Source organism: Rhodanobacter sp. L36 (assembly GCF_009765755.1).
GTDB lineage: Bacteria > Pseudomonadota > Gammaproteobacteria > Xanthomonadales > Rhodanobacteraceae > Rhodanobacter.
Window position 1 is genome coordinate 87695 of sequence record NZ_LMUV01000011.1, and the last position, 20281, is coordinate 107975.

A 20281-nucleotide genomic window follows, 5' to 3' on the forward strand; every position below is an offset into this window, starting at 1 on the left:
GAGGCCGCAACTTTTCAGCGTTGCAGAAGTTTCAGCTTGTCCGGTTTGTTTTCCCAGTCCTTCGCGTCGGCGGGGCTGTCCTTGCGCTCGGTGATCACCGGCCAGCCCTTGGCCAGTTCGGCATTCAGCGCGACGAACGATTCCTGGCCTGCCGGCACATCGTCCTCGGGATAGATCGCGTTGATCGGGCATTCCGGTTCGCACAAGGTGCAGTCGATGCACTCATCCGGATCGATCACGAGAAAATTGGGGCCTTCGTGGAAGGCGTCGACCGGACAGACCTCAACGCAATCGGTGTACTTGCACTTGATGCAGTTGTCGATGACGACGAAAGTCATGGGCGGTCTTCGGTGGTTTTCATGAAGAGTGCGGCGATGAATAACCGCTTCCGTTCTTCACTCGCTGATGAGGCTGCAAGCTGTCACTTGTCGCAACGGTCGCCGCAATCATGGACGGCCAAAAACAAGTGGTGCTCCCTACGAGACTCGAACTCGTGTTCCCGCCTTGAGAGGGCAGTGTCCTGGGCCACTAGACGAAGGGAGCGTTATCCTGCGAGGCGCGCTAGTATAACGGAATTGTCTCGTCCGGCAATGCTCTACGCGTGTCGTGCGAGGTAAAGTCTCGTCGATGCGATGGCAACTCCACGGTTCGATTTCGTGCTGCCGGCGCCGCGACCCATCGAACACAAGGGCTCTATCGCCCGCAAGGATTCTGACCGCTTGAATCTCGAATCGAGGACGGACATCACGCCAGCGCTGCGGATCATTCCGCGCGATCAGCACACCATTTCGCGCAAGAACATCAGCAAAGCGGCGCTGCGTGTGCTGTATCGCCTGAACGAATCCGGCTATGCAGCGTATCTGGTGGGCGGCGCGGTGCGTGATCTGCTGCTGGGTTTGCAGCCGAAGGATTTCGACGTCGCCACCAACGCGACGCCCGACGAGGTCAAGAAGCTGTTTCGCAACTGCCGGCTCATCGGCCGTCGATTTCGTCTCGCGCACGTGGTGTTCGGTCCGGAGATCATCGAAGTCGCCACATTCCGCGGACTGGGTGAAGAAGGCGGTGAAGGTGATCGGCATATCGTCGACGGACGCATTGTTCGCGACAACATCTGGGGTTCGATCGAGGAAGACGCGGTTCGCCGCGATTTCCGCGTCAACGCGCTCTATTACGACATCAGCGATTTTTCGGTGCGCGATTACGTCGGCGGCATGCAGGATCTGGAGGATCGCGCGCTTCGACTGATCGGTGATCCGGTCACTCGCTACCGCGAAGATCCGGTGCGCATGCTTCGCGCCGCGCGCCTCGCCGCCAAGCTCGACATGCGTATCGATGAAGCGGCCATGGCGCCGTTCGAAAGCGTTGGTCCGTTGCTGGCGGATGCCGCACCGGCCCGGCTGTTCGACGAGTCGCTGAAGATGTTTTTGAGCGGCAACGGATTGAAGAGCTTTTGCATGCTCGAACACTGCGGCCTGCTCGGATTCCTGTTTCCGGCGACGGCGCGCGCGCTCAAGCGTGGTGACGAAGCGTTGCGTTCATTGGTCGAGCAGGGCTTGGCCAATACCGATGCACGCATTGCCGAAGGGAAGTCGGTGACGCCCGCGTTCCTTTTCGCCGTGCTGCTGTGGGGCGAAGTGCGCGATGTGGCGCACCACTGGATTGCGCGCGGCCAGGAAAGCAACGAGGCATGGGCGCGTGCCGCTGCGCAGGTTGTTGCCGAACAGTGCCAGCGTGTCGCGATCCCGCGACGTTTTACTTTCACCATGGAAGAGATCTGGTCGTTGCAGCCACGCTTCGAACAGATCCAGCGGAAACGCGTGTTCCGTTTGATGACGCATCCGCGTTTTCGCGCTGCATTCGATTTCCTGCTGCTGCGCGCTGGCGAATCGCCGGCGATGCTTGAACTGGGACAGTGGTGGGCGCATGCCCAGCAACTGCCGCAAGACGTGCTTTCCGCGGCACTGCCGGTTTCCGGCGGCAATTATCCAAGCGATCATGCGCCAACGCCCGCACTCGGCAAGCCGCCGAGGGCTCGCCGGCGTCGCCGCAAGCCCACCGATAAATCAGGTTCCGCGTGACCCGAGCTTACGTCGCGTTGGGAAGCAATCTCGACGATCCATCGCAGCAGGTGCGTCAGGCGTTGGAAGCGCTGGCTTCGCTGGCGGATACGCAGCTGTTGCAGCGTTCCCGTTTCTATCTCACGCCGCCGTGGGGCATTATCGAGCAACCGTCGTTCGTCAACGCGGTCGCTGAACTCGATACCGCATTGGCGCCACATGCCTTGCTGGATGCATTGCTGGACATTGAGCAGCGCGCTGGCCGCGTGCGTGGCGAGCGTAATGGCCCGCGCACGCTGGATCTGGATCTTCTGCATGTCGAAGGCGTGCAAATCAGTGACAAACGCCTGACGTTGCCGCATCCGCGCATGGTGGAGCGCGCATTCGTGCTGCTGCCGTTGCACGATGTCGCGCCCGATTTGGCACTGCCTGGAAACGTCACCGTGGCGCAGCGCCTGCAGCAGCTGGATCTTGCCGGCATCGAAAGATTGCCTTGAGCCATCGTCGCGACGCGCCGGATAATGGGCGTTCGCATCTTCCTCCATGCACCAGGAATCGCCGTGTACGTGCAGAACGCCAGTGCCCCCGAACGCAAGCCGGTGACCGTTCCCGGTTTGCATGTGATGAAAGCGCAGGGACAGCGCATCGTCATGCTCACGGCCTACGACGCGAGCTTTGCCTGGCAGCTCGATGCGGCTGGCGTGGACGTTGCGCTCGTGGGCGATTCGCTGGGTATGGTGATCCAGGGACATCGCAGCACGTTGCCGGTAACACTGGATCACATGGTCTATCACACGTCCGCCGTAGCTCGCGGACTGTCGACTGCCATGCTCATCGCGGATCTGCCGTTCATGGCCGATCGCGATTTGAGTCATGTGCTGGAAGCGGGCGCGAGACTGGTGGGCGAAGCCGGCGCGGCGATGGTGAAGATCGAAGGCGCTGCGCCGCACGTTCTGGATGCGATCTCGGCACTCACCGTGCGCGCCATTCCGGTGTGCGCGCATCTCGGCCTTACGCCGCAATCGGTGCACAAGTTTGGCGGTTTTCGCATCCAGGGTCGCGAGCAGGCCGATGCCGATCGCGTGCTGGCTGAAGCACAAGAGGTTCAGGCAGCGGGCGCGGATTTGCTGGTGCTCGAAGGCGTGCCGTCATCGCTGGGCAAGCGGGTCACCGCCGCGATGTCCATACCGGTGATCGGTATCGGCGCCGGCCCCGATTGCGACGGCCAAGTGCTCGTGATCCACGACATGCTCGGCATCACGCCTGGCAAGCGGCCGAAATTTAGCAAGGATTTTCTCGCCGGCCGCGACTCTGTCGCTGCGGCCATTGCCGCTTACGCCGATGAAGTGCGCAGTGGCGCATTTCCGGCACCCGAACACAGCTTCAAGTAATCGCGAGCCAGCCATGCAAACCGTTCAGGACGTACCCGCGCTGCGCGCCGCGATTCGCGGCTGGCGCTCCAAGGGCGAGACGGTCGGCTTCGTGCCGACCATGGGCAATCTGCATGCGGGTCATCAGTCGTTGATCAAGCTGGCGCGCGCGCGAACGGAACGCGTGGTTGCCAGCGTGTTCGTCAATCCCACGCAGTTCGGTCCCAACGAGGATTTCGAGCGCTATCCGCGCACGTTGCTGCAGGACCAGACGGCATTGACCGACGAAGGCTGCGACCTGTTGTTTGCGCCGGAGGTGGCAACGATCTATCCCTTTGGCGCGGACCAGAGCGTCAGCCTGCGCGTGCCACAGATCACCGACACACTGGAAGGCGCGCATCGACCGACGCATTTCGATGGCGTCGCCACGGTGGTTTGCAAACTTTTCAACCTGGTGCAGCCGGACATCGCGATTTTCGGGCAGAAGGATTTCCAACAGCTCAAGGTGATCGAGCGCATGGTGCGCGATCTGTCGCTTCCGGTGAAGGTCATGTCCGCACCCACCTTGCGTGCGGACGACGGCCTCGCGCTCAGTTCGCGCAACCAGTATTTGTCCGCCGAGGAACGCGCGCGCGCACCGCTGATCCACGACACCCTGAATAAGATGCGCGACTTGGTTGGCAAGGGACACGCTTGGCGCGCCATCGAGCAGATGGCCACGGCACGACTGCTTCGGGCGGGATTCGCCCCGGACTATGCGGTGATTCGTCGCGCCGAAGACTTGGCGGAGCCAGCGGACGGCCAGAATGACGGGCTGATCGCGCTGATTGCCGCGCGCATGGGCAACACACGCCTCATCGACAACTTGCTGTTCGGCTGAGCGGCCCCTATATCGTGCCCGAATACGCGGATGTTGCGGCGCAGCGTCTACGGTTCGATAATCGCCGCCTTTGCAGGCCGTCCCTGCGGGAAAGAACGTCATGCACCTGAATATGCTCAAGGCAAAAATCCACCGCGCCACCGTGACGCATGCTGAACTTCACTACGAAGGCTCGATCGCGATCGACGGCTTGCTGCTGGACGCGTCGGGCATCCGCGAGTACGAGCAGATCCACGCCTGGAACATCAACAACGGCAAGCGTTTCGTGACGTACGCGCTGCGTGCGGAAGAAGGCTCGGGCATCATTTCGGTGAACGGCAGCGCAGCCCATCGCGCGCAGCCGGGTGATCTGGTGATCATCGCCGCGTTCGCCCAGTTCAGCGAAGCGGAGCTGGAGAAATTCCAGCCGACGCTGGTCTACATCGGTGAAGGCAATCGCATCAGCCACACCAATCGCTCGATCCCGAAACAGATGGCGGCCGCTGTCGCTGCGTAAATGCGAGGCGTCAGCGATGCTGACGCGACAGCGCCCATGTCACGTGTTCGCGCACGATCGACGAGGCATCGTTGGCGCGAGCATTCAATGCATCGCGCGCAACAGCAGAAGGCGGTGCATTTCCCAACGCCACCGCGATATTGCGTAGCCATCCTTCATAACCGGTACGGCGGATCGCCATGCCTTCCGTGCGTTTGAGGAATTCCTGCTCGCCCCAGCCGAACAGTTCGACCAGTTTGGCGCCATCGAGACGATGGCGAGGTGCGAAATCCGGCTCAGCCGTGGCTTGCGCAAACTTGTTCCATGGGCAGATCAGCTGGCAATCATCGCAACCGAAAATGCGATTGCCCATCGGCGCGCGAAGTTCTTCCGGAATGCTGCCCTTGAGCTCGATCGTCAGATAGGAAATGCATCGGCGTGCGTCCAGCCGATACGGGCCGAGGATCGCCTGCGTCGGACAGATTTCGATGCACCGATTGCAACTGCCGCAGTGCGCGCTGGCCGGCTCGTCCACCGGCAAGGGCAGATCGGTATAAAGCTCGCCGAGAAAAAAATATGAGCCGGCGCGGCGATTGATCAGCACCGTATGCTTGCCGATCCAGCCGAGTCCGGCGTTGCGCGCGAGGGCCTTTTCCAGCACAGGCGCAGAATCGACATAGGCGCGATACCCGAAATCGCCGACCACATCATGGATGCGCCCGGCCAATTGCTGCAGCCGGTTTCGCATGAGCTTGTGATAGTCGCGGCCGAGCGCGTAACGCGCAACGTAGCCTGTTTCGCCATCTGCCAAGACATCCCAGGCATTGGACGTGCCGGGCGGGATGTAATCCATGCGCACCGAAATGACGCGCTGCGTGCCGGGTTCCAACTCGGCGGGGCGGCTGCGTTTGGCGCCATGTCGTGCCATGTATTCCATTTCGCCGTGATGCCCGCTTTCGAGCCAGTGTTCGAGATGGCGTTCGTCGCCGCCAAGATCGGTGCCGCTGATGCCGGTGTCCGCGAAACCCAGTTCGGCAGCCCAGCGTTTGATGTCGCGGGCGAGCGCGGCGTAGTCGTGGGTGTGTTGGTCATCGACGGCAGGCATCCACTCATTGTAGATGTTGTGCATGCCTATAATTCGGCATGCACAATCATTCACACCGTCGCGGCCTGTACACCGTTGAGCAGATGCGCACGCTTGAAAGTGAGGCGCGCGCGACACTTGAAATTTCCGGACCGGACCTCATGCGCCGCGCGGCGCGCGCAGCACTTAATGACTTGCGCCGACGCTGGCCGCAGGCGAACCGCATCGGCGTCTATTGTGGTCCTGGCAACAACGGCGGCGATGGATTTCTACTGGCCGTGCTGTTGCGTGAAACGGGCCTGCGCGTGAGCGTGATGGCGACAACGACCTTATCTGGTGGCGATGCAACGCATGCTCGCGACGAATGGACGTCCAATGGCGGCGAGATTTTACTTTGGGGCGAGCAAGTTGATTTATCCGATGCAGACCTTCATGTGGATGCGCTCTATGGCATCGGACTCAATCGCGCTCCCGATCCGTCCATCGCTTCCCTGATTGAACGGATCAATGCCAGCAAGCAGCCGACGTTCGCTTTGGACGTGCCATCCGGATTGAACGCCGACACCGGTGATTGCGCCGGAACAGCAATACGCGCAGATGCCACCATCACCTTCATCGCGGACAAGCGTGGTCTGCATACCGGACGAGCAGCTGATCACGCAGGCGAGATCGAACTGGCGACGCTCGGCGTACCGGAAAGCAGTCGGCCGAGCCTGCAGCCGGACGCAGCGCTGCTTGTCGCCGAATCGCTGCCGCCGCGCGCGCGCTATGCCAACAAAGGCAACAACGGCCATGTGCTGGTGATCGGCGGCGACCACGGCATGGCCGGCGCGGCAAGGCTTGCGGGCGAATCGGCCTTGCGAGTTGGCGCAGGCCTGGTCAGCGTCGCCACGCGCGCTTCGCACATCGCGTCGATGAACGCCGCGCGCCCTGAGTTGATGGCGCATGCGGTCGAGGATGCCAGCGCGCTTGAAAGCATGCTGAAGCGCGCCACCGTACTGGCGTTGGGTCCGGGGCTTGGCGATTCCGCGTGGAGCAAGGCGCTCTGGTCAATGGCGCTGGATGCGTCAAAGTCGCTGGTGCTAGATGCGGATGGGCTCAACCTGCTTGCAAAGAATCCTCGGGTTTTCTCTTCGCCGACGGTGCTGACACCGCATCCCGGCGAGGCAGCGCGTTTGCTCGGAAAGAAGACGGTCGATATCGAAAAAGATCGCTTCGCCGCTGCGCGCGAGCTGGCGAAAAAATACTCGGCGGTCGTCGTTCTGAAAGGTTCGGGCAGTTTGATTGCCGATCCAAATGGACGTCTGGACGTCTGTCCGTGGGGAAACCCCGGCATGGCCTCCGGTGGCATGGGAGATCTGCTGACCGGCGTCGTTGCCGCCCTGCTGGCGCAAGGTTGTCCGCCATGGGAAGCGGCATGCCTTGGTGTGAGCCTGCATGCGCGCGCTGGTGACGTGGCCGCGCGAAACGGAGAACGCGGGTTGCTGGCCAGCGATCTGCTCGCGCCATTGCGGGTGCTGGTCAACGGCGTGGCGGACGACCATGGCTGAAAGCAACGCGTTCGAAGGATTTTTGGCTCTGTCCGATGAAGCGGCTACGGGCGCATTCGCCCAGCGGTTGGCCATGGCGCTGGACGGCGGCATGGTGATCTACCTGCACGGCCCGCTCGGCGCGGGTAAAACCAGTTTCGCCCGTGCCTTGCTGACGGACCTCGGGGCAGGGGAGCGCATCAAGAGTCCAACCTACAGCCTGATCGAAGGCTACGAGATCGATGGTCGCCCGGCATGGCATCTGGATCTTTACCGCATCGCCGATCCCGGCGAGCTGGAATGGCTGGGACTGGATGCCCTTTCCGAAGAGTCCGCACTGGTCCTGGTCGAATGGCCTGAACGCGGCGCGGGCGCATTGCCGATGGCTGATATCCACTTCCGGATGGAATACAGCGGAGACGGGCGTCGCGCGCAACTGAGCGCCGCCACGGTGCGAGGTGATCGTCTGCTGCACCGTCTGCACATTCCGTAAGGCTAAGTGCCTGCCTGAAATGGAAAAACTGACGACTGGGCTCGGCGGTCCAACTTGGCCTTGCTGGATGGCAGTTACAGGCGGTAACTGGATATAACCTGACGAATGCCTTGCAGGTCATGGATATTCAAGGGAAAACAGTATTGCATTCCCCGAATGAGTGCGCTTCAATGCGCCGCATGAGTAGATCCCTGATCAGCTTGTATGGTTTTGTCGCCGCAGCGCTTCTGCTCGCGGTCGTCGGCTGCCCGGTTCGCGCGGCGGATCTGAAGAACGCCAGGGTCTGGGCCGGGCCCGAATACACCCGCGTGGTGATCGTCGCTTCCGGCCCGCTGAAATACACGATCAACCAGCAGAGCGGCCAGTTCGTGGTCGACCTTGCCAATAGCCGTGTGCTCGAAAGCTTCTCCGATCCGACGGCGCAGGGCCTGTACCGCGGCATGAGCCATTCGCGTATGGGCAACCATCTGCAGATCAAGGCCAAGATCAATTCCAACATCCGGCTGAAGAGCTTCGTGCTGGCGCCCGCCGCAGGCAGCGATTATCGACTGGTACTCGATCTGTATCCCGGCAAAGGCGATTCTTCGGCCAAACCCGTTGCTCAAGTTGACGATGACAGCGACTCAGCGCCGGTCAGTGTGGCCGCCGAGCCGGTGATCAGCCATGCCGGCCACGTCAGAACTACGCACAGCAGCAGGGTGGCGACCGAGCAGGCTGCGGCCATGCTCGATGGACAACGCCAGGTGATCGTCGCAATCGATGCGGGTCATGGCGGCAAGGATCAGGGTGCGCACGGCCCGGATGGCACGCTGGAAAAGAACGTCACGCTGGCGGTAGCCCGCAGTCTCGCGGCGCAGATCAATCGCCAGCCCGGCATGAAGGCCGTGCTGACGCGTGATGGAGATTTCTTCATTCCCCTGGCGCAGCGTTACAACATCGCGCGCGAGAACAACGCCGATCTGTTCGTGGCGATCCATGCCGACTCGTTCACCAGCGACGACGCTCGCGGGTCATCCGTCTGGGTGCTGTCGCCGCGCGGCAAAACAAGTACCGCTGCGCGCTGGCTGGCGGACGGACAGAACAGGGTGGATCTGATCGGCGGCGTCACGCTGGATGACAAAAACGATGCACTCGCCAAAGTTCTGATGGATCTGCAGCAAGGTTGGGCAATGCAGGCGAGCGAAGTGGTGGCTGGCAATGTGCTCAAGGCGCTTGGTCAACTGGGTCCGACCCATCGCGGCTACGTCGAGCGCGCCAATTTCGTGGTGCTGCGCTCGCCCGACGTGCCTTCGATCCTTGTGGAGACGGCCTTCATCAGTAATCCGGCCGAAGAGCGCAAGCTGCGCGATCCGGATCACCAGAAGCAACTCGCCGAAGCGGTCATGGCCGGCGTGAAAAACTATTTCGAATCCACGCCTCCGCCGGGCACATGGTTTGCGGCCGACGCTGCGCGCCGCAATGGCGTCGACGTTTCGCCGCGCAGAGTGGCAATCGTCCAGCAGAGCGTAGTGAAGCCCGCGATGACCAGCCACGTCACGTTGGCCAGCAATATGTCGCCGCCGGCCGATGCTGGTGTGCGCGATCTGCATCGCGTGGGTCGCGGCGAAAGCCTGCGCAGCATCGCGCGGCAATATGGCATCAGCGTGGGCGCGCTCAAAAATGCCAACCAACTCGATACCGAAGCCGTACACGCCGGCGCGGTGCTGACGATTCCGGCCGGCTGAGAAGTCGCAGCGAGCGTTCGCTGTTAAAGTTCGCGGATGCCTTCCATCCGCCTGCTTCCTCCTGAACTCATCAACCAGATTGCCGCCGGCGAGGTTATCGAACGGCCGTCTTCCGTGGTCAAGGAACTCGTCGAGAACAGCCTCGATGCAGGAGCGCGTCGAATAGACGTCGATATCGAGGCCGGTGGCGCGCGGTTGATACGCGTACGCGATGACGGTGTCGGTATCGGCGTGGATGAATTGCCCCTGGCAGTCGCCTCGCATGCCACGAGCAAGATCGGCAGCTTCGACGATCTGGAGCACGTCGCCAGCATGGGTTTTCGCGGAGAGGCGCTTGCGTCGGTGTCGTCGGTGTCGCGCTTTGCGCTCGTCTCGCGCGCACACGGAAACGACGCCGCATTCCGCATCGAAGTCGATGGTGGAACTCTTCGATCGGCGCGTCCCGCGCAGCATCCGCAGGGCACCAGCGTGGAAGTACGCGATCTGTTCTACAACGTGCCGGCGCGGCGGAAATTCATGCGTGCCGAACGTACCGAATTTGCGCATATCGATGATCTGCTGAAGTCTTTGGCGCTCGCGCGCAGCGAGGTCGAATTTCGACTTAGTCACAACGGCAAGCCGGTGCGCATCTGGAAAGCCGCGCGTGATGAGCATGCTGAACTTCAACGCGTAGCCGAAGTGCTCGGCGAGGACTTTCCCGCTCAGAGCCTGCACATCGATCACGCCATGGCCGGCCTGCGTCTTTCGGGTTGGGTCGGGTTGCCGACGGCATCGCGCGCGCAGGCCGACGCGCAATATTTCTACGTCAACGGACGGCTGGTGCGCGATCGCATCGTGGCGCATGCGGTGCGCCAGGCGTATGCGGACGTGTTGTTTCATGGCCGCCATGCCGTGTTTGTCCTGCACCTTCAACTTGATCCGTCGGGCGTGGATGTGAACGTTCATCCGGCCAAGCACGAGGTGCGTTTCCGCGAGCAGCGGCTGGTGCACGATTTCCTGTTTCGCACCTTGCATGAAGTGCTGGCGCAAACGCGTGCCGGGCAAAACATTCTTTCCGTGGCAGACGCGCGCGCATCGCTGGATGTGGCTTATGCGGTTTCTGCTCCTGTCGCGGGCGCATGGTCCGGATCGTTCGATCAGAGCCGTCTGAATCTTGGTGTGCGTGATGCGCCGCTTGCCGATTACGCTGCGTTGCTCGGCGAATCCGGATCGACGCAGCAATCATTTCAATCGCCGATGGCCGCGAAGGAAGAGGGCGAAACGCCGCCGCTGGGTTTTGCCATCGCGCAGCTCAAGAGCATTTTCGTGCTGGCGGAAAATGCGCAAGGGTTGGTGCTGGTCGACATGCACGCAGCGCACGAACGCATTACCTACGAGAGACTGAAATCGGCTCGGGTCAGTAGCAACCTGCGTTCGCAGATGCTGCTGGTGCCGCTCTCCATCGCGGTCAGCGCGAAGGAAGCGGCGGCCGCGGAGGAGCACGCCGACGCACTGGCCGAATGGGGACTGGAACTGTCGCGAAGCGGTCCCTCCACTATCGTCGTGCGGCGCATACCCGCGTTGCTGGAAGGTGCCGATGTCGCGCAGCTCAGTCGCGACGTGTTGTCGGAACTTGCACAGCATGGGAGTTCAAGACGTCTGCAGGAGGTGGAAAACGAACTGCTGTCGACCATGGCGTGCCATGGCTCGGTACGCGCAGGGCGACGGCTGACGATTCCGGAAATGAACGCGCTGCTGCGCGACATGGAAGCGACCGAGCGTTCCGGTCAATGCAATCACGGACGGCCAACATGGGTACAACTGAATCTGGCCGAGCTGGACAAGTTGTTCATGCGTGGACGCTGACGCGTCGCGCCTTATTCGTTCGCGAGAGAATCAGATGCGCATCAGCCTGTTCATTGCCGCCACCGTTCTGGGAGTCGCCACCGTGCACGCCAACGACGTCGATACTTATCGACAGAGCATCGAAACATCCCGCACCGAGCGCGTTGCGGGACTCACCGCGCCCGACGGATGGCTGAGCCTGATCGGGCTGGAATGGTTGAAGGAAGGCAGCAATAGTGTTGGCAGTGCAGCCGACAACGACATCGTGCTGAAAGCCGGGCCGGCGCATCTCGGTGTGATCACCTTGGGCAAGGACGGCGCGATGCATATCGTCCTCGCTGCCGGCAACGGCGCGCTGATCGATGGCAAGCCGTTGAATGAGGCGACGTTGATCGACGACATGAAAGCTGGCGACGCTTCGCCGACTACCGTGAGTTTCGGCAGCGCCAGCTTCTATGCGATCGATCGCGATGGTCGCAAGGGGCTGCGCGTCAAGGACAGCAGCGCAGACAGCCGCAAGCATTTTCTGGGCATCGACTATTTTCCAATCGATCCGACCTGGCACGTGCAGGCGAACTGGATGCCGGCAACGCCGGGCGAAACGCTGGAGATGGGTTCGGTGATCGGCACCATCGACAAATATCCCGTCGCGGGAAAGCTCGAATTCACGCACGACGGCAAGCATTTTCAATTGCTGCCGGTAATCGAGGAGCCCGGCGCCAAGCAGTATTTCATCGTGTTCGCCGATCGCACCAGCGGCAAGGAAACCTATGGCGCGGCGCGTTTTCTCTACGTCGATCCGCCGAAGGGCGGCAAGGTCGATCTGGATTTCAACAAGGCCTACAACCCGCCGTGCGCATTCACGCCGTTTGCGACATGTCCGCTGGCGCCGCACGAAAACCGGCTGGATCTGCGTGTAACCGCCGGTGAAAAAAAGTATCGCGGCGAGCATCACTAGGCACGTTTTTCAGCGCCCCTGGAATACGGCTTTTCGTTTTTCGAGAAAAGCCGTTGTTCCTTCGCGCATGTCGTCGGTGGAAAACGCCAGCGCGAAACCCTGCGTCTCGAATTCCAGGCCTTGATCGATGCTCGTCTCGCCACCTTGCAACACGGCGTCGAGAATTCCCGCGGCCGCGAGCGGCGCCGCTGCAGCGAGTTGATCGGCCAGCGCGCTCACCACGTCGTCCAGCGATTCGGGAGCGACCACGCGCGTAACGATGCCGAGTTCATAAGCGCGTCGTGCAGAAATATTCGCGCCGGTAAGGCACAGCTCGAGTGCTGCGCCGCGTCCGGCCAAACGCAACAGCCGTTGCGTACCGCCGAATCCGGGAATCAACCCGAGGTTGATTTCCGGCTGGCCGAATGTCGCTTTCTCGCTGGCGACGCGAAGGTGGCAGGCCATGGCCAGTTCCATGCCGCCGCCGAGTGCAAAGCCCTGGATGCGCGCGATCACCGGTTTTCCGAGGCGTTCGATCGACGTCATCAAGCGTTGGCCCGCACGCGAAAATGCCTGCGCCTGCACCGGGGTATAGCCGTTCATTTCGGCGATGTCGGCGCCGGCGACGAACGCTTTTTCGCCGGAACCCGCGAGCACCACTACACGTACGTCGTCGTCCTGCGAGGCCTGCGCAAAGGCTAGGGTCAGCTCATTGAGCGTTTCGCGATTCAGCGCGTTGAGCTTGTCCGGGCGATGGACCGTGATGGTGCGAATCGCGCCGCGATGGGCGATTTCCAGGTTGCGATATGCCATGTGCCAATCCCGATGAAAACGAAACGGCGATGTTACCAGCGGGAACCTTTGCCGCCGACCGGGTTCTCATGCGGCAGTGACCGGACCTGCGCGAACGTCATCTACCGCTTAGGATGGGTGGCCGCGATACGCGCAGCGACTGCAAAATACCTCGATGGAGAAAGGCATGAAAATTCTGCGTAGCGTGTTGCTTGGCACGTGGCTGCTGAGCGGCGTCGTGTACGCGCAGAACATCGCCGCTCCACTATCGCCCCCGGCATCGCCGTCTCCATCGCCGCGGCCGGACAAGGCGAAGTTGTCGTACGCCATCGGCTATCAGATCGGCAGCCAGTTTTCCGATGGCAAGCCGGACGTGGATATCCCCACGCTGCTGCGCGCGATCCAGGACGCCTACGTCAAGCGCCATCCATCCGTGTCGATGCAGGACATGCATCAGCAATTGCAGCGCCTCGACCAGCAATTGCATAACGAGGCCGTGACAGAATTCAAACGCATCGCGATGCTCAACGGGCGCAAGAGCATCGAGTTCATGGCCCACAACCGGCAACAAGCCGGCGTGGTGCAATTGCCATCCGGTATCCAGTACGCCGTGATGACCAAAGGAGCCGGCGCAGACAGCCCCGCGGTGACGAGTCTGGTCACGGTCAACTATCGCGGCATGTTGATCGACGGCACCGAATTCGACAGCACGTGGGCGCACGGCGCGCCGGTCACCTTTCCGGTCAACGGCGTCATACGCGGATGGCAGGACGTGATTCCACGCATGCATGTGGGCGACAAGTGGAAGGTGGTGATTCCGCCGCGCCTGGCCTATGGCGAAGCCGGCGCATTGCCACGCATCGGGCCGAACGAAGCACTCGTATTCGAGATCGAGCTGCTTGCCATCAAAGCCGACCCGCACCGACCCTGAAGCAGGCCGGTGTTAGCATGAGCGGGCATGCAGAACGAGTCCGAATCCGCACCGTCACTACCTTTGAGCCCGTGCATCGGCCTCTGTCGCCTTGACGAACACGGCTATTGCGTGGGCTGTCAGCGCACCGGCGAGGAGATCGGTCGATGGAGTCGCATGAGCCAGTCCGAACGGCTGCACGTGATGAGCGTGGTACTGCCTGCGCGCAGAACGTCGTGATGGAAAAACTCATCCGTGCGCTTCGGCCACTCTCGTCGCCGCCAACGCCACCGGGATGGAACCACCAAGAAATGACCGAGTTGCTCGGCACTGCCGAGCGCCAGCCGGCGGCTGTGCTGATCGCGTTGCGAGATGGTGTCGAGCCGCGGCTCGTGCTCACGGTGCGCACCGGTCATTTGCAGTCGCACGCGGGGCAGGTGGCGTTTCCGGGTGGACGCGTCGATCCCGACGACGGTGACGCGATCACCACCGCGTTGCGCGAAAGCGAAGAGGAAATCCATCTCGATCGCACGCTGGTGACGCCGCTGGGTTTTCTCGATTGTTTTGAAACCATCAGCGGCTACAGCATCACGCCGGTGGTGGCGCGCATCGCTGCGGATGCACGCCTGTATCCGGCGCCGGACGAAGTAGCCGAAGTCTTTGAAGTGCCGCTGGCATTTTTTCTGGATGCGGCCAACCTGCGGCGATACACGATGGAATTGCGTGGTCACCGACGCGCGATGGTGGAGTTCGTTCACGGCGGTCACCGCATCTGGGGCGCAACGGCCGCAATGCTCTTCAATCTTCTGCAGAGGATGGGTTACGCATGAGCTTGCAAACCACCCTGATCGACGCAACGACGCTTGCCACGTTGCCGCCATCGGATGTGCTGATCGTGGATTGCCGGTTCGATCTGGCCGATCCGGATAAGGGCCATCGCGACTATATGGAAGGCCATATCCCGGGCGCGGTGTTTGCCAGTCTCGACCGCGATCTCTCCGATCTGTCGCGCCAATCGGAAGGGTTGGGCCGTCACCCGTTGCCGCTCGAGTCGGCGCTCAGCGCGGTGTTGGCCCGATGGGGATGGCACGCAGGTTTGCAGGTCGTCAGCTACGACGCGAACGGCGGTGCGCTGGCAGCCGCGCGTCTGTGGTGGCTGCTGCGTCTGGCCGGCGTGCAACACGTTGCCGTGCTGGACGGCGGATATGCCGCTTGGCTTTCGGACGGCCATTCGGCGGAGCAGGGTGAAGCCGCGGGAAGAACACCGACGCAGGTTTCGTTGCGCTACAACGCCGATGAAGTGCTGATCGATCACGACAAGATTCGACTCGCCGGGCAGCTGCTCGACGCGCGTGCCGCGCCGCGTTATCGCGGTGATGTCGAACCACTGGATCGCGCCGCCGGCCACGTGCCGGGTGCGTTGAATCGTCCCTTTGCCGACAACCTCGACAGCCAGGGACGTTTCAAGTCAGCGACGCAATTACACGAAGAGTTCTCGAAGATTCTCGGTGCCACCGAATCGTCGCAGGTCGTGCACATGTGCGGCTCCGGCGTGACCGCATGCCACAACCTGCTGGCGATGGAGCATGCCGGGCTTCATGGCTCGCGACTGTATGCGCCGTCCTGGAGCGGCTGGGTGAGCGACCCAATGCGGCCGATCGCAACGGGTGAGAGCTGACGCACGACGCGTGGTCGTGTTCGTCGCGGTAACGTCGAAGTGTTCAACGTGCGGAGAATGGCGGGAATGAAGCTGCTGTCACAAAGCGCCGCTATGTTGTGCCTTTTGCAGGTCGCAGGTGTCCTGATGGCCACGACAGTTACAGCTTCAAGCAGCGTGCCATCGATGCGCGCCGAGCGCATCGGCGACGGCATCGTGGCCTTCCTGCCGGCCGGCATGCAGCGCTATCCGACATCGCTGGCACTAGTGAAAACGCCTACGCAAGGAGGATCGATCGCGTCGTCATGGTCGCTGCGTCCGCGATTTGGAAGCGACGGAACAGGTACGCACGTCACGCTGGTCGTTCCCGAAAACACAGACCTTTACGGCACCGGCGAAGTCACTGGCCCGCTGCGCCGCAATGGCAGCGCGATTACGCTGTGGAATACCGACAACTTCGAATACCAGCTCGACGGCGGCCGACAGTTGTATCAGTCGCATCCCTGGGTGCTGGGCGTGCGCGCGGATGGCACGGCGTTCGGCGTGTTGTTCGACTCGACCTGGCGCGCCGCGTTGAAGACCGGCAACACCATCGAGTTCGATTCGAGTGGGCCGCCGATGCCGGTGATCGTGATCGATCGGTTGTCGCCGCAACTCGTATTGCAGGGCTTGGCGGAGCTGACCGGAAAAATGCCGTTGCCTCCGCGCTGGGCGCTCGGCTACCAGCAATCGAGATGGTCATACACGCCCGACAAGCGCGTGCTCGAAATTGCCGATGAATTTCGCAAGCGTCGCATTCCTGCCGACGTAATCTGGATGGACATCGATTACATGGATGGCTTCCGGGTTTTCACGTTCGATCCGAAAGGTTTTCCCGATCCGGAAAAACTCAATCGCGACTTGCATGCGCGCGGTTTTCACAGCGTGTGGATGATCGACCCCGGCGTGAAGTTCGATCCCGGTTATGCCATCTACGACAGCGGCACCGCACGCGACGTGTGGGTGAAGGACGCATACGGCAAGGACTATCACGGCGAGGTGTGGCCCGGGCTTGTGTCCTATCCGGATTTCACCCGGCCTCAGACGCGTCAATGGTGGTCGGCGCTCTACGCGAACTACATGGCCGAGGGCATCGACGGCGTGTGGAACGACATGAACGAGCCGTCCGTATTCAAGGTGCCAAGCATGTCCATGCCCGACGACAACTGGCACCGCGGCGGCGGTGATCTCGCGCCCGGCCCGCATCTGCAATATCACAACGTGTACGGCATGCTGATGACGCGCGCCACGCGCGACGGCATCCAGGCGGCGAACCCGGACAAGCGTCCGTTCGTGCTGACCCGCGCGAACTTCATCGGCGGCCAGCGATATGCAGCGACGTGGACGGGCGACAACACGTCGACCTGGACCGACCTCAAGACGTCGATACCGATGTCGATCAACCTGGGCCTTTCCGGACAGCCTTTCAGTGGCGCGGATATCGGCGGATTCAGTGGCGAGACGACCCCGGATCTCTGGGCGAACTGGATCGCCATCGGCGCGTTCTATCCGTTCTCGCGTGCGCACACGACCAAGGCGTCGCAGCAGAAGGAGCCGTGGGCCTTCGGGCCCATGGTCGAAAATACCGCGCGCATCGCGATCGAACGCCGCTATCGTCTGCTGCCTTACCTCTACACGTTGTTCCACCGCGCATCGGTCGATGGGACGCCGGTGATGCAACCGGTGTTCTTTGCCGATCCACGCGATCTGCGTCTACGCAGCGAGCAGGAAGCATTTCTGCTGGGTGGCGATTTGCTGGTAGTTCCGGCGTGGGCGAAAAAGCCTGCGCTGCCGCAAGGTATCTGGCGCACCATTTCCCTCGTCGACCACGATCGCGAGGACGCGCACCAGGCAACGCTCAAATTGCGCGGTGGCGCGATCGTGCCGCTGGGGCGGGTCGTGCAGAACTCCACCGAGGAGTCGCTCGATCCGTTGACACTGCTGGTCTCGCTCGATTCAAAAGGCCAGGCGCGCGGCGAGCTTTACGAAGATGCCGGCGACGGCTACGGCTATCGGAAGGGCGACTATCGCCTCACGACTTATGTCGCCGAAAGGAAAAAAGATCAGGTAGTTCTACGCATCGCTGAAACGCGAGGAAACCGAACGCATCATCAACGCGACATCGTGGTGCAGGTCGTGACCAATGACGGCGTGTATATCGGCAAGGGCGACGAGAAACACGTCGTGGTCAATCTGCGTTCATCGCATTGAAGCGAATCGAACGCGTTGGGCGGCTCAGGTTTTCTTCTTGAGTCGCGCGACCATCTGCTGCAAGACGGCCTGCGTTTCCGGATGGAAAAATGTATCGACGAAACTCTCGATCGGCAGTTTTTCCGGATCGGCGTAGGCAGCGGCGAGATCGGCGCGTGCGATGTCGCGCGTGGCCAGCATGGCTCGCGGAGGCAGCGCAAGGAGTTCGCCCAACCAGTGCAACGCGCGCGTGGTGACCTGATCGACGCCGGTGAGTTCATCGACGAAATGGCAGGCAAGCGCTTGCGCGGCATCGATCATGCTGCCCGATACAAGCAAACGTTCGGCGCGATGCGCGCCGACCACGCGACGCAGCGCGAGCTGGATCACGTCGGGCACGATCAGCCCGACCTGTACTTCGTTCAGCCCGATGCGATATGGACCTTCGGCCATCACCCGGTAATCGCAGAACAGCGCGAGCACGGCGCCGCCGGCCGGGCTGTGTCCGGTAATCGCGGCTACGAGCGGAATCGGCGCACGCGCCAGCGTCGTGCACAGCGCGAAGAATTCACGCCAGTACTCGCGCACACCATCGCGATCGAGAGCGAGCAACGCAGGAACATCCACGCCGGCGGAGAACAGGCCTTGCGCGCCGGACAACACGATGCCGCGCGCGCCATCACGCACGGCATCGTCAATGGCGGAACGCAGGCCGCGCAACAGTTCGATATTCAACGCGTTGACCGGCGGGCGCGCCAGCTGGATTTCGCGGATGTTGTCGTGATCGGTCAGGTTGAGCATGTTCGATTTCCCGGTGGAGGTCAGGGCTGTGGATGGTCGTTGGCGGCCCAGACGTAGCGCACTGCGTAGTCGAGCGTCACCGCACCATGCGCTGGCACGTCGATGCGGAACGCCAGCGTGTCAGGCGTCTGCTCATTCGGCTTGCTGCTGGACGAAATCAGTGTCCATTGTCTCCAGCGGTTGGGATGCTCGCGCACGGTGATGGTGCGGCTGCCGTCGCCGGCATTGGTCAGGTTGATGCGGAACGACTCGTCCATGCTGCGGCCGGCGTTGTCTACCTTGAACGCCGTGCGCGAGCGTGTTGCGCGCAGATCGAACGCGGTACCCAGCGTGATCGTCGCATCGCTGCCTTTGGGTGTGTCGTTGATGCGTCCTTCGCCGATGAATTGCGGCGTGCCGTGGCGATCTGCCGTGAGTACACGCAGGTAACCGGCCGGCAGGCTGTCGAAGGCTTTCAGCTTGAGCGTGCTGACGATAGGGCCGCCACCGTCCTGGTTGAAATCGTTGCCGGTCATCGGCTGTTCGGACTGGAAGCTGTTGCCGATCTCGAACAACGCAGTGCGTTCGCAATCCATCGCGCGCGACGCATACAACGGCACTTGGCTGACGCTCCCATCCGGAAGATCAACGGCGGCGGGCAGGGTATAGCTGCGGTAGTCGCCGACGCTGTTCTGTTGCGGAAGATCATTCGCACTCATCTTGCCGCCAAGGATTCGTCCCATCGCCATCATCGGACGCGGTGCCGATGGCTTGGCCATGTTCGGTTCGCCGGCGATCAGGGTCAGTTGTATCGCACGCCAATCGCGTCCACTGCGATTGGCAATGCTCGCGCGCGATTCAAATTGCATGCGGCACGTTGCGCCTGTTTGCAGCGTCGCGACATAAGCCGCGCGCCAGCCCAGGCCGGAAGTCGGATAGCTGAGCACCGCGCTGGCCTGACCGCCGCGTGTGGCGTCCACTTGCAGACTGAGGCTGGAGCCGGTCGGAAATTCGCCATCGCTTGTCTGTACGGCTGCGAAGTCGCGCACCAGCGTGGTGTGGCCTGCCGCATCGCGTACGAGGAGGCCGTCACCTGCACGCAGCAAGGTGCCGTTCGCCAGCGACTGGCCGCCACTGCCGAGCACGTTGACGCTGCGGCCGGTGAGTCCGGTCAAGGCGGCGTTCTGTCCTTGCGCCAACAGAAGTCGTTGCGAAAGCACGCTGGCATCATTGCCGGGAAAACTCAACGCAAGCGCTTCGGGATCGAGGAATGCGGGCAAGTCGCCGATCACGACGGCATGGCGACCGGCTGCGAGAACAAGCGAACGCTGCTCGCGCACGACGGCATAGCCATCGCTGACGTTGCCATCGCTGCTGCTCGCATACATCGCGGCATTGTCGCTGCGATACAGCGTGAGTTCGGCCTGGTCAGCGGCTTGCAATGTTGTTGCGGCACCGAGTGTGATGCCGCAGACAGCGAGAGCAAGGGCGGTGCGACGTGACGTCGTCATCGGGCGAACTCCATCGGCAGGAACGGACC

At 62.0% G+C, this 20281-nt stretch carries 18 protein-coding genes, 1 tRNA gene and 1 pseudogene; 14 read left to right on the forward strand and 6 right to left on the reverse strand.

What is annotated here, in order from left to right; translation table 11 throughout:
• Positions 1–14: 14 nt before the first annotated feature.
• Together fdxA and GSQ73_RS10030 are read right to left on the reverse strand one after the other, a co-directional pair.
• Positions 15–338 carry a ferredoxin FdxA gene (gene fdxA, locus GSQ73_RS10025; protein WP_158883601.1) on the reverse strand — a complete coding sequence of 108 codons (324 nt, stop codon included), beginning with the start codon at positions 336–338 and terminating at the stop codon, positions 15–17.
• 129 nt (positions 339–467) lie between these two features.
• Positions 468–543: transfer RNA gene (locus GSQ73_RS10030), tRNA-Glu, on the reverse strand.
• A 176-nt stretch (positions 544–719) separates the two neighbouring features.
• Here GSQ73_RS10030 and pcnB point away from each other — a divergent pair.
• The 5 genes from pcnB to panD all read left to right on the forward strand — a co-directional run bounded on the left by pcnB (position 720) and on the right by panD (position 4803).
• A complete protein-coding gene (pcnB, locus tag GSQ73_RS10035; RefSeq protein ID WP_158883603.1) occupies positions 720–2078 on the forward strand; it encodes a polynucleotide adenylyltransferase PcnB in 1359 nt (452 codons plus the stop codon).
• Positions 2075–2554 carry a 2-amino-4-hydroxy-6-hydroxymethyldihydropteridine diphosphokinase gene (folK, locus tag GSQ73_RS10040; protein ID WP_158883605.1) on the forward strand — a complete coding sequence of 160 codons (480 nt, stop codon included), beginning with the start codon at positions 2075–2077 and terminating at the stop codon, positions 2552–2554. Before pcnB ends, folK begins: the two co-directional genes overlap by 4 nt.
• 63 nt (positions 2555–2617) lie before the next feature.
• A complete protein-coding gene (panB, locus tag GSQ73_RS10045) occupies positions 2618–3448 on the forward strand; it encodes a 3-methyl-2-oxobutanoate hydroxymethyltransferase (RefSeq protein WP_158883607.1) in 831 nt (276 codons plus the stop codon).
• Between the two features lie 13 nt (positions 3449–3461).
• Positions 3462–4307, forward strand: coding sequence for a pantoate--beta-alanine ligase (panC, locus tag GSQ73_RS10050; RefSeq protein ID WP_158883609.1), 846 nt, complete (start codon positions 3462–3464; stop codon positions 4305–4307).
• Positions 4308–4407: 100 nt separating this feature from the next.
• On the forward strand, positions 4408–4803 hold the full coding sequence (gene panD / locus GSQ73_RS10055) for an aspartate 1-decarboxylase (protein ID WP_158883611.1): 396 nt from the start codon (positions 4408–4410) through the stop codon (positions 4801–4803).
• Positions 4804–4813: 10 nt separating this feature from the next.
• On the opposite strand, the gene queG is transcribed toward panD, so the two are convergent.
• The gene (gene queG, locus GSQ73_RS10060) at positions 4814–5911 is read right to left on the reverse strand and encodes a tRNA epoxyqueuosine(34) reductase QueG (RefSeq protein ID WP_158883613.1); all 1098 of its coding nucleotides are present in this window, start codon (positions 5909–5911) and stop codon (positions 4814–4816) included.
• Between the two features lie 14 nt (positions 5912–5925).
• Between queG and GSQ73_RS10065 the strand changes: the two genes are divergently transcribed.
• From GSQ73_RS10065 to GSQ73_RS10085, 5 genes are all read left to right on the forward strand, one after another.
• Positions 5926–7416 (forward strand): NAD(P)H-hydrate dehydratase, encoded by a 1491-nt coding sequence (locus GSQ73_RS10065; protein WP_158883615.1) that lies wholly within the window; start codon positions 5926–5928, stop codon positions 7414–7416.
• Positions 7409–7888, forward strand: a complete 480-nt coding sequence (tsaE, locus tag GSQ73_RS10070; RefSeq protein WP_158883617.1) for a tRNA (adenosine(37)-N6)-threonylcarbamoyltransferase complex ATPase subunit type 1 TsaE — start codon at positions 7409–7411, stop codon at positions 7886–7888. Before GSQ73_RS10065 ends, tsaE begins: the two co-directional genes overlap by 8 nt.
• 179 nt (positions 7889–8067) lie before the next feature.
• Positions 8068–9612, forward strand: a complete 1545-nt coding sequence (locus tag GSQ73_RS10075) for an N-acetylmuramoyl-L-alanine amidase (protein WP_254063373.1) — start codon at positions 8068–8070, stop codon at positions 9610–9612.
• A gap of 36 nt (positions 9613–9648) precedes the next feature.
• Entirely contained in the window at positions 9649–11457 is a 1809-nt protein-coding gene (mutL, locus tag GSQ73_RS10080; protein ID WP_158883621.1) for a DNA mismatch repair endonuclease MutL, read from the forward strand.
• A 34-nt stretch (positions 11458–11491) separates the two neighbouring features.
• Positions 11492–12394: a DUF1684 domain-containing protein gene (locus GSQ73_RS10085; protein WP_158883623.1), complete on the forward strand. Its 903-nt coding sequence runs from the start codon at positions 11492–11494 to the stop codon at positions 12392–12394.
• 9 nt (positions 12395–12403) lie between these two features.
• On the opposite strand, the gene GSQ73_RS10090 is transcribed toward GSQ73_RS10085, so the two are convergent.
• Positions 12404–13186, reverse strand: a complete 783-nt coding sequence (locus GSQ73_RS10090; protein ID WP_158883625.1) for an enoyl-CoA hydratase-related protein — start codon at positions 13184–13186, stop codon at positions 12404–12406.
• A gap of 166 nt (positions 13187–13352) precedes the next feature.
• Between GSQ73_RS10090 and GSQ73_RS10095 the strand changes: the two genes are divergently transcribed.
• The 4 genes and pseudogenes from GSQ73_RS10095 (at position 13353) to GSQ73_RS10115 (ending at position 17982) form a co-directional block, all read left to right on the forward strand.
• A complete protein-coding gene (locus GSQ73_RS10095; RefSeq protein WP_158883627.1) occupies positions 13353–14096 on the forward strand; it encodes an FKBP-type peptidyl-prolyl cis-trans isomerase in 744 nt (247 codons plus the stop codon).
• Positions 14097–14123: 27 nt separating this feature from the next.
• Positions 14124–14905 (forward strand): annotated as a pseudogene (locus tag GSQ73_RS10105) (CoA pyrophosphatase).
• Positions 14902–15753 carry a sulfurtransferase gene (locus tag GSQ73_RS10110; protein WP_158883631.1) on the forward strand — a complete coding sequence of 284 codons (852 nt, stop codon included), beginning with the start codon at positions 14902–14904 and terminating at the stop codon, positions 15751–15753. Before GSQ73_RS10105 ends, GSQ73_RS10110 begins: the two are co-directional and overlap by 4 nt.
• Before the next feature lie 126 nt (positions 15754–15879).
• Entirely contained in the window at positions 15880–17982 is a 2103-nt protein-coding gene (locus tag GSQ73_RS10115; RefSeq protein ID WP_158883633.1) for a TIM-barrel domain-containing protein, read from the forward strand.
• Between the two features lie 24 nt (positions 17983–18006).
• Here the strand turns inward: GSQ73_RS10115 and GSQ73_RS10120 are convergent, their stop codons facing one another.
• Both GSQ73_RS10120 and GSQ73_RS10125 read right to left on the reverse strand, forming a co-directional pair.
• Positions 18007–18762, reverse strand: a complete 756-nt coding sequence (locus tag GSQ73_RS10120) for an enoyl-CoA hydratase/isomerase family protein (RefSeq protein ID WP_158883635.1) — start codon at positions 18760–18762, stop codon at positions 18007–18009.
• A 20-nt stretch (positions 18763–18782) separates the two neighbouring features.
• Complete coding sequence (locus GSQ73_RS10125) at positions 18783–20252, reverse strand: DUF4139 domain-containing protein (RefSeq protein WP_158883637.1); 1470 nt, start codon at positions 20250–20252, stop codon at positions 18783–18785.
• Positions 20253–20281 lie beyond the last annotated feature (29 nt).

Bases quoted from the DNA above. Each gene is read 5' to 3' on its own strand.
- mutL (WP_158883621.1), top strand. From the start codon at position 9,649: ATGCCTTCCATCCGCCTGCTTCCTCCTGAACTCATCAACCAGATTGCC.
- GSQ73_RS10085 (WP_158883623.1), top strand. From the start codon at position 11,492: ATGCGCATCAGCCTGTTCATTGCCGCCACCGTTCTGGGAGTCGCCACC.
- GSQ73_RS10095 (WP_158883627.1), top strand. From the start codon at position 13,353: ATGAAAATTCTGCGTAGCGTGTTGCTTGGCACGTGGCTGCTGAGCGGC.
- queG (WP_158883613.1), bottom strand. From the start codon at position 5,911: ATGCACAACATCTACAATGAGTGGATGCCTGCCGTCGATGACCAACAC.
- panD (WP_158883611.1), top strand. From the start codon at position 4,408: ATGCACCTGAATATGCTCAAGGCAAAAATCCACCGCGCCACCGTGACG.
- GSQ73_RS10125 (WP_158883637.1), bottom strand. From the start codon at position 20,252: ATGACGACGTCACGTCGCACCGCCCTTGCTCTCGCTGTCTGCGGCATC.
- panC (WP_158883609.1), top strand. From the start codon at position 3,462: ATGCAAACCGTTCAGGACGTACCCGCGCTGCGCGCCGCGATTCGCGGC.
- GSQ73_RS10110 (WP_158883631.1), top strand. From the start codon at position 14,902: ATGAGCTTGCAAACCACCCTGATCGACGCAACGACGCTTGCCACGTTG.
- fdxA (WP_158883601.1), bottom strand. From the start codon at position 338: ATGACTTTCGTCGTCATCGACAACTGCATCAAGTGCAAGTACACCGAT.
- GSQ73_RS10120 (WP_158883635.1), bottom strand. From the start codon at position 18,762: ATGCTCAACCTGACCGATCACGACAACATCCGCGAAATCCAGCTGGCG.
- GSQ73_RS10115 (WP_158883633.1), top strand. From the start codon at position 15,880: ATGGCCACGACAGTTACAGCTTCAAGCAGCGTGCCATCGATGCGCGCC.
- GSQ73_RS10075 (WP_254063373.1), top strand. From the start codon at position 8,068: ATGAGTAGATCCCTGATCAGCTTGTATGGTTTTGTCGCCGCAGCGCTT.
- GSQ73_RS10090 (WP_158883625.1), bottom strand. From the start codon at position 13,186: ATGGCATATCGCAACCTGGAAATCGCCCATCGCGGCGCGATTCGCACC.
- tsaE (WP_158883617.1), top strand. From the start codon at position 7,409: ATGGCTGAAAGCAACGCGTTCGAAGGATTTTTGGCTCTGTCCGATGAA.
- GSQ73_RS10065 (WP_158883615.1), top strand. From the start codon at position 5,926: ATGCACAATCATTCACACCGTCGCGGCCTGTACACCGTTGAGCAGATG.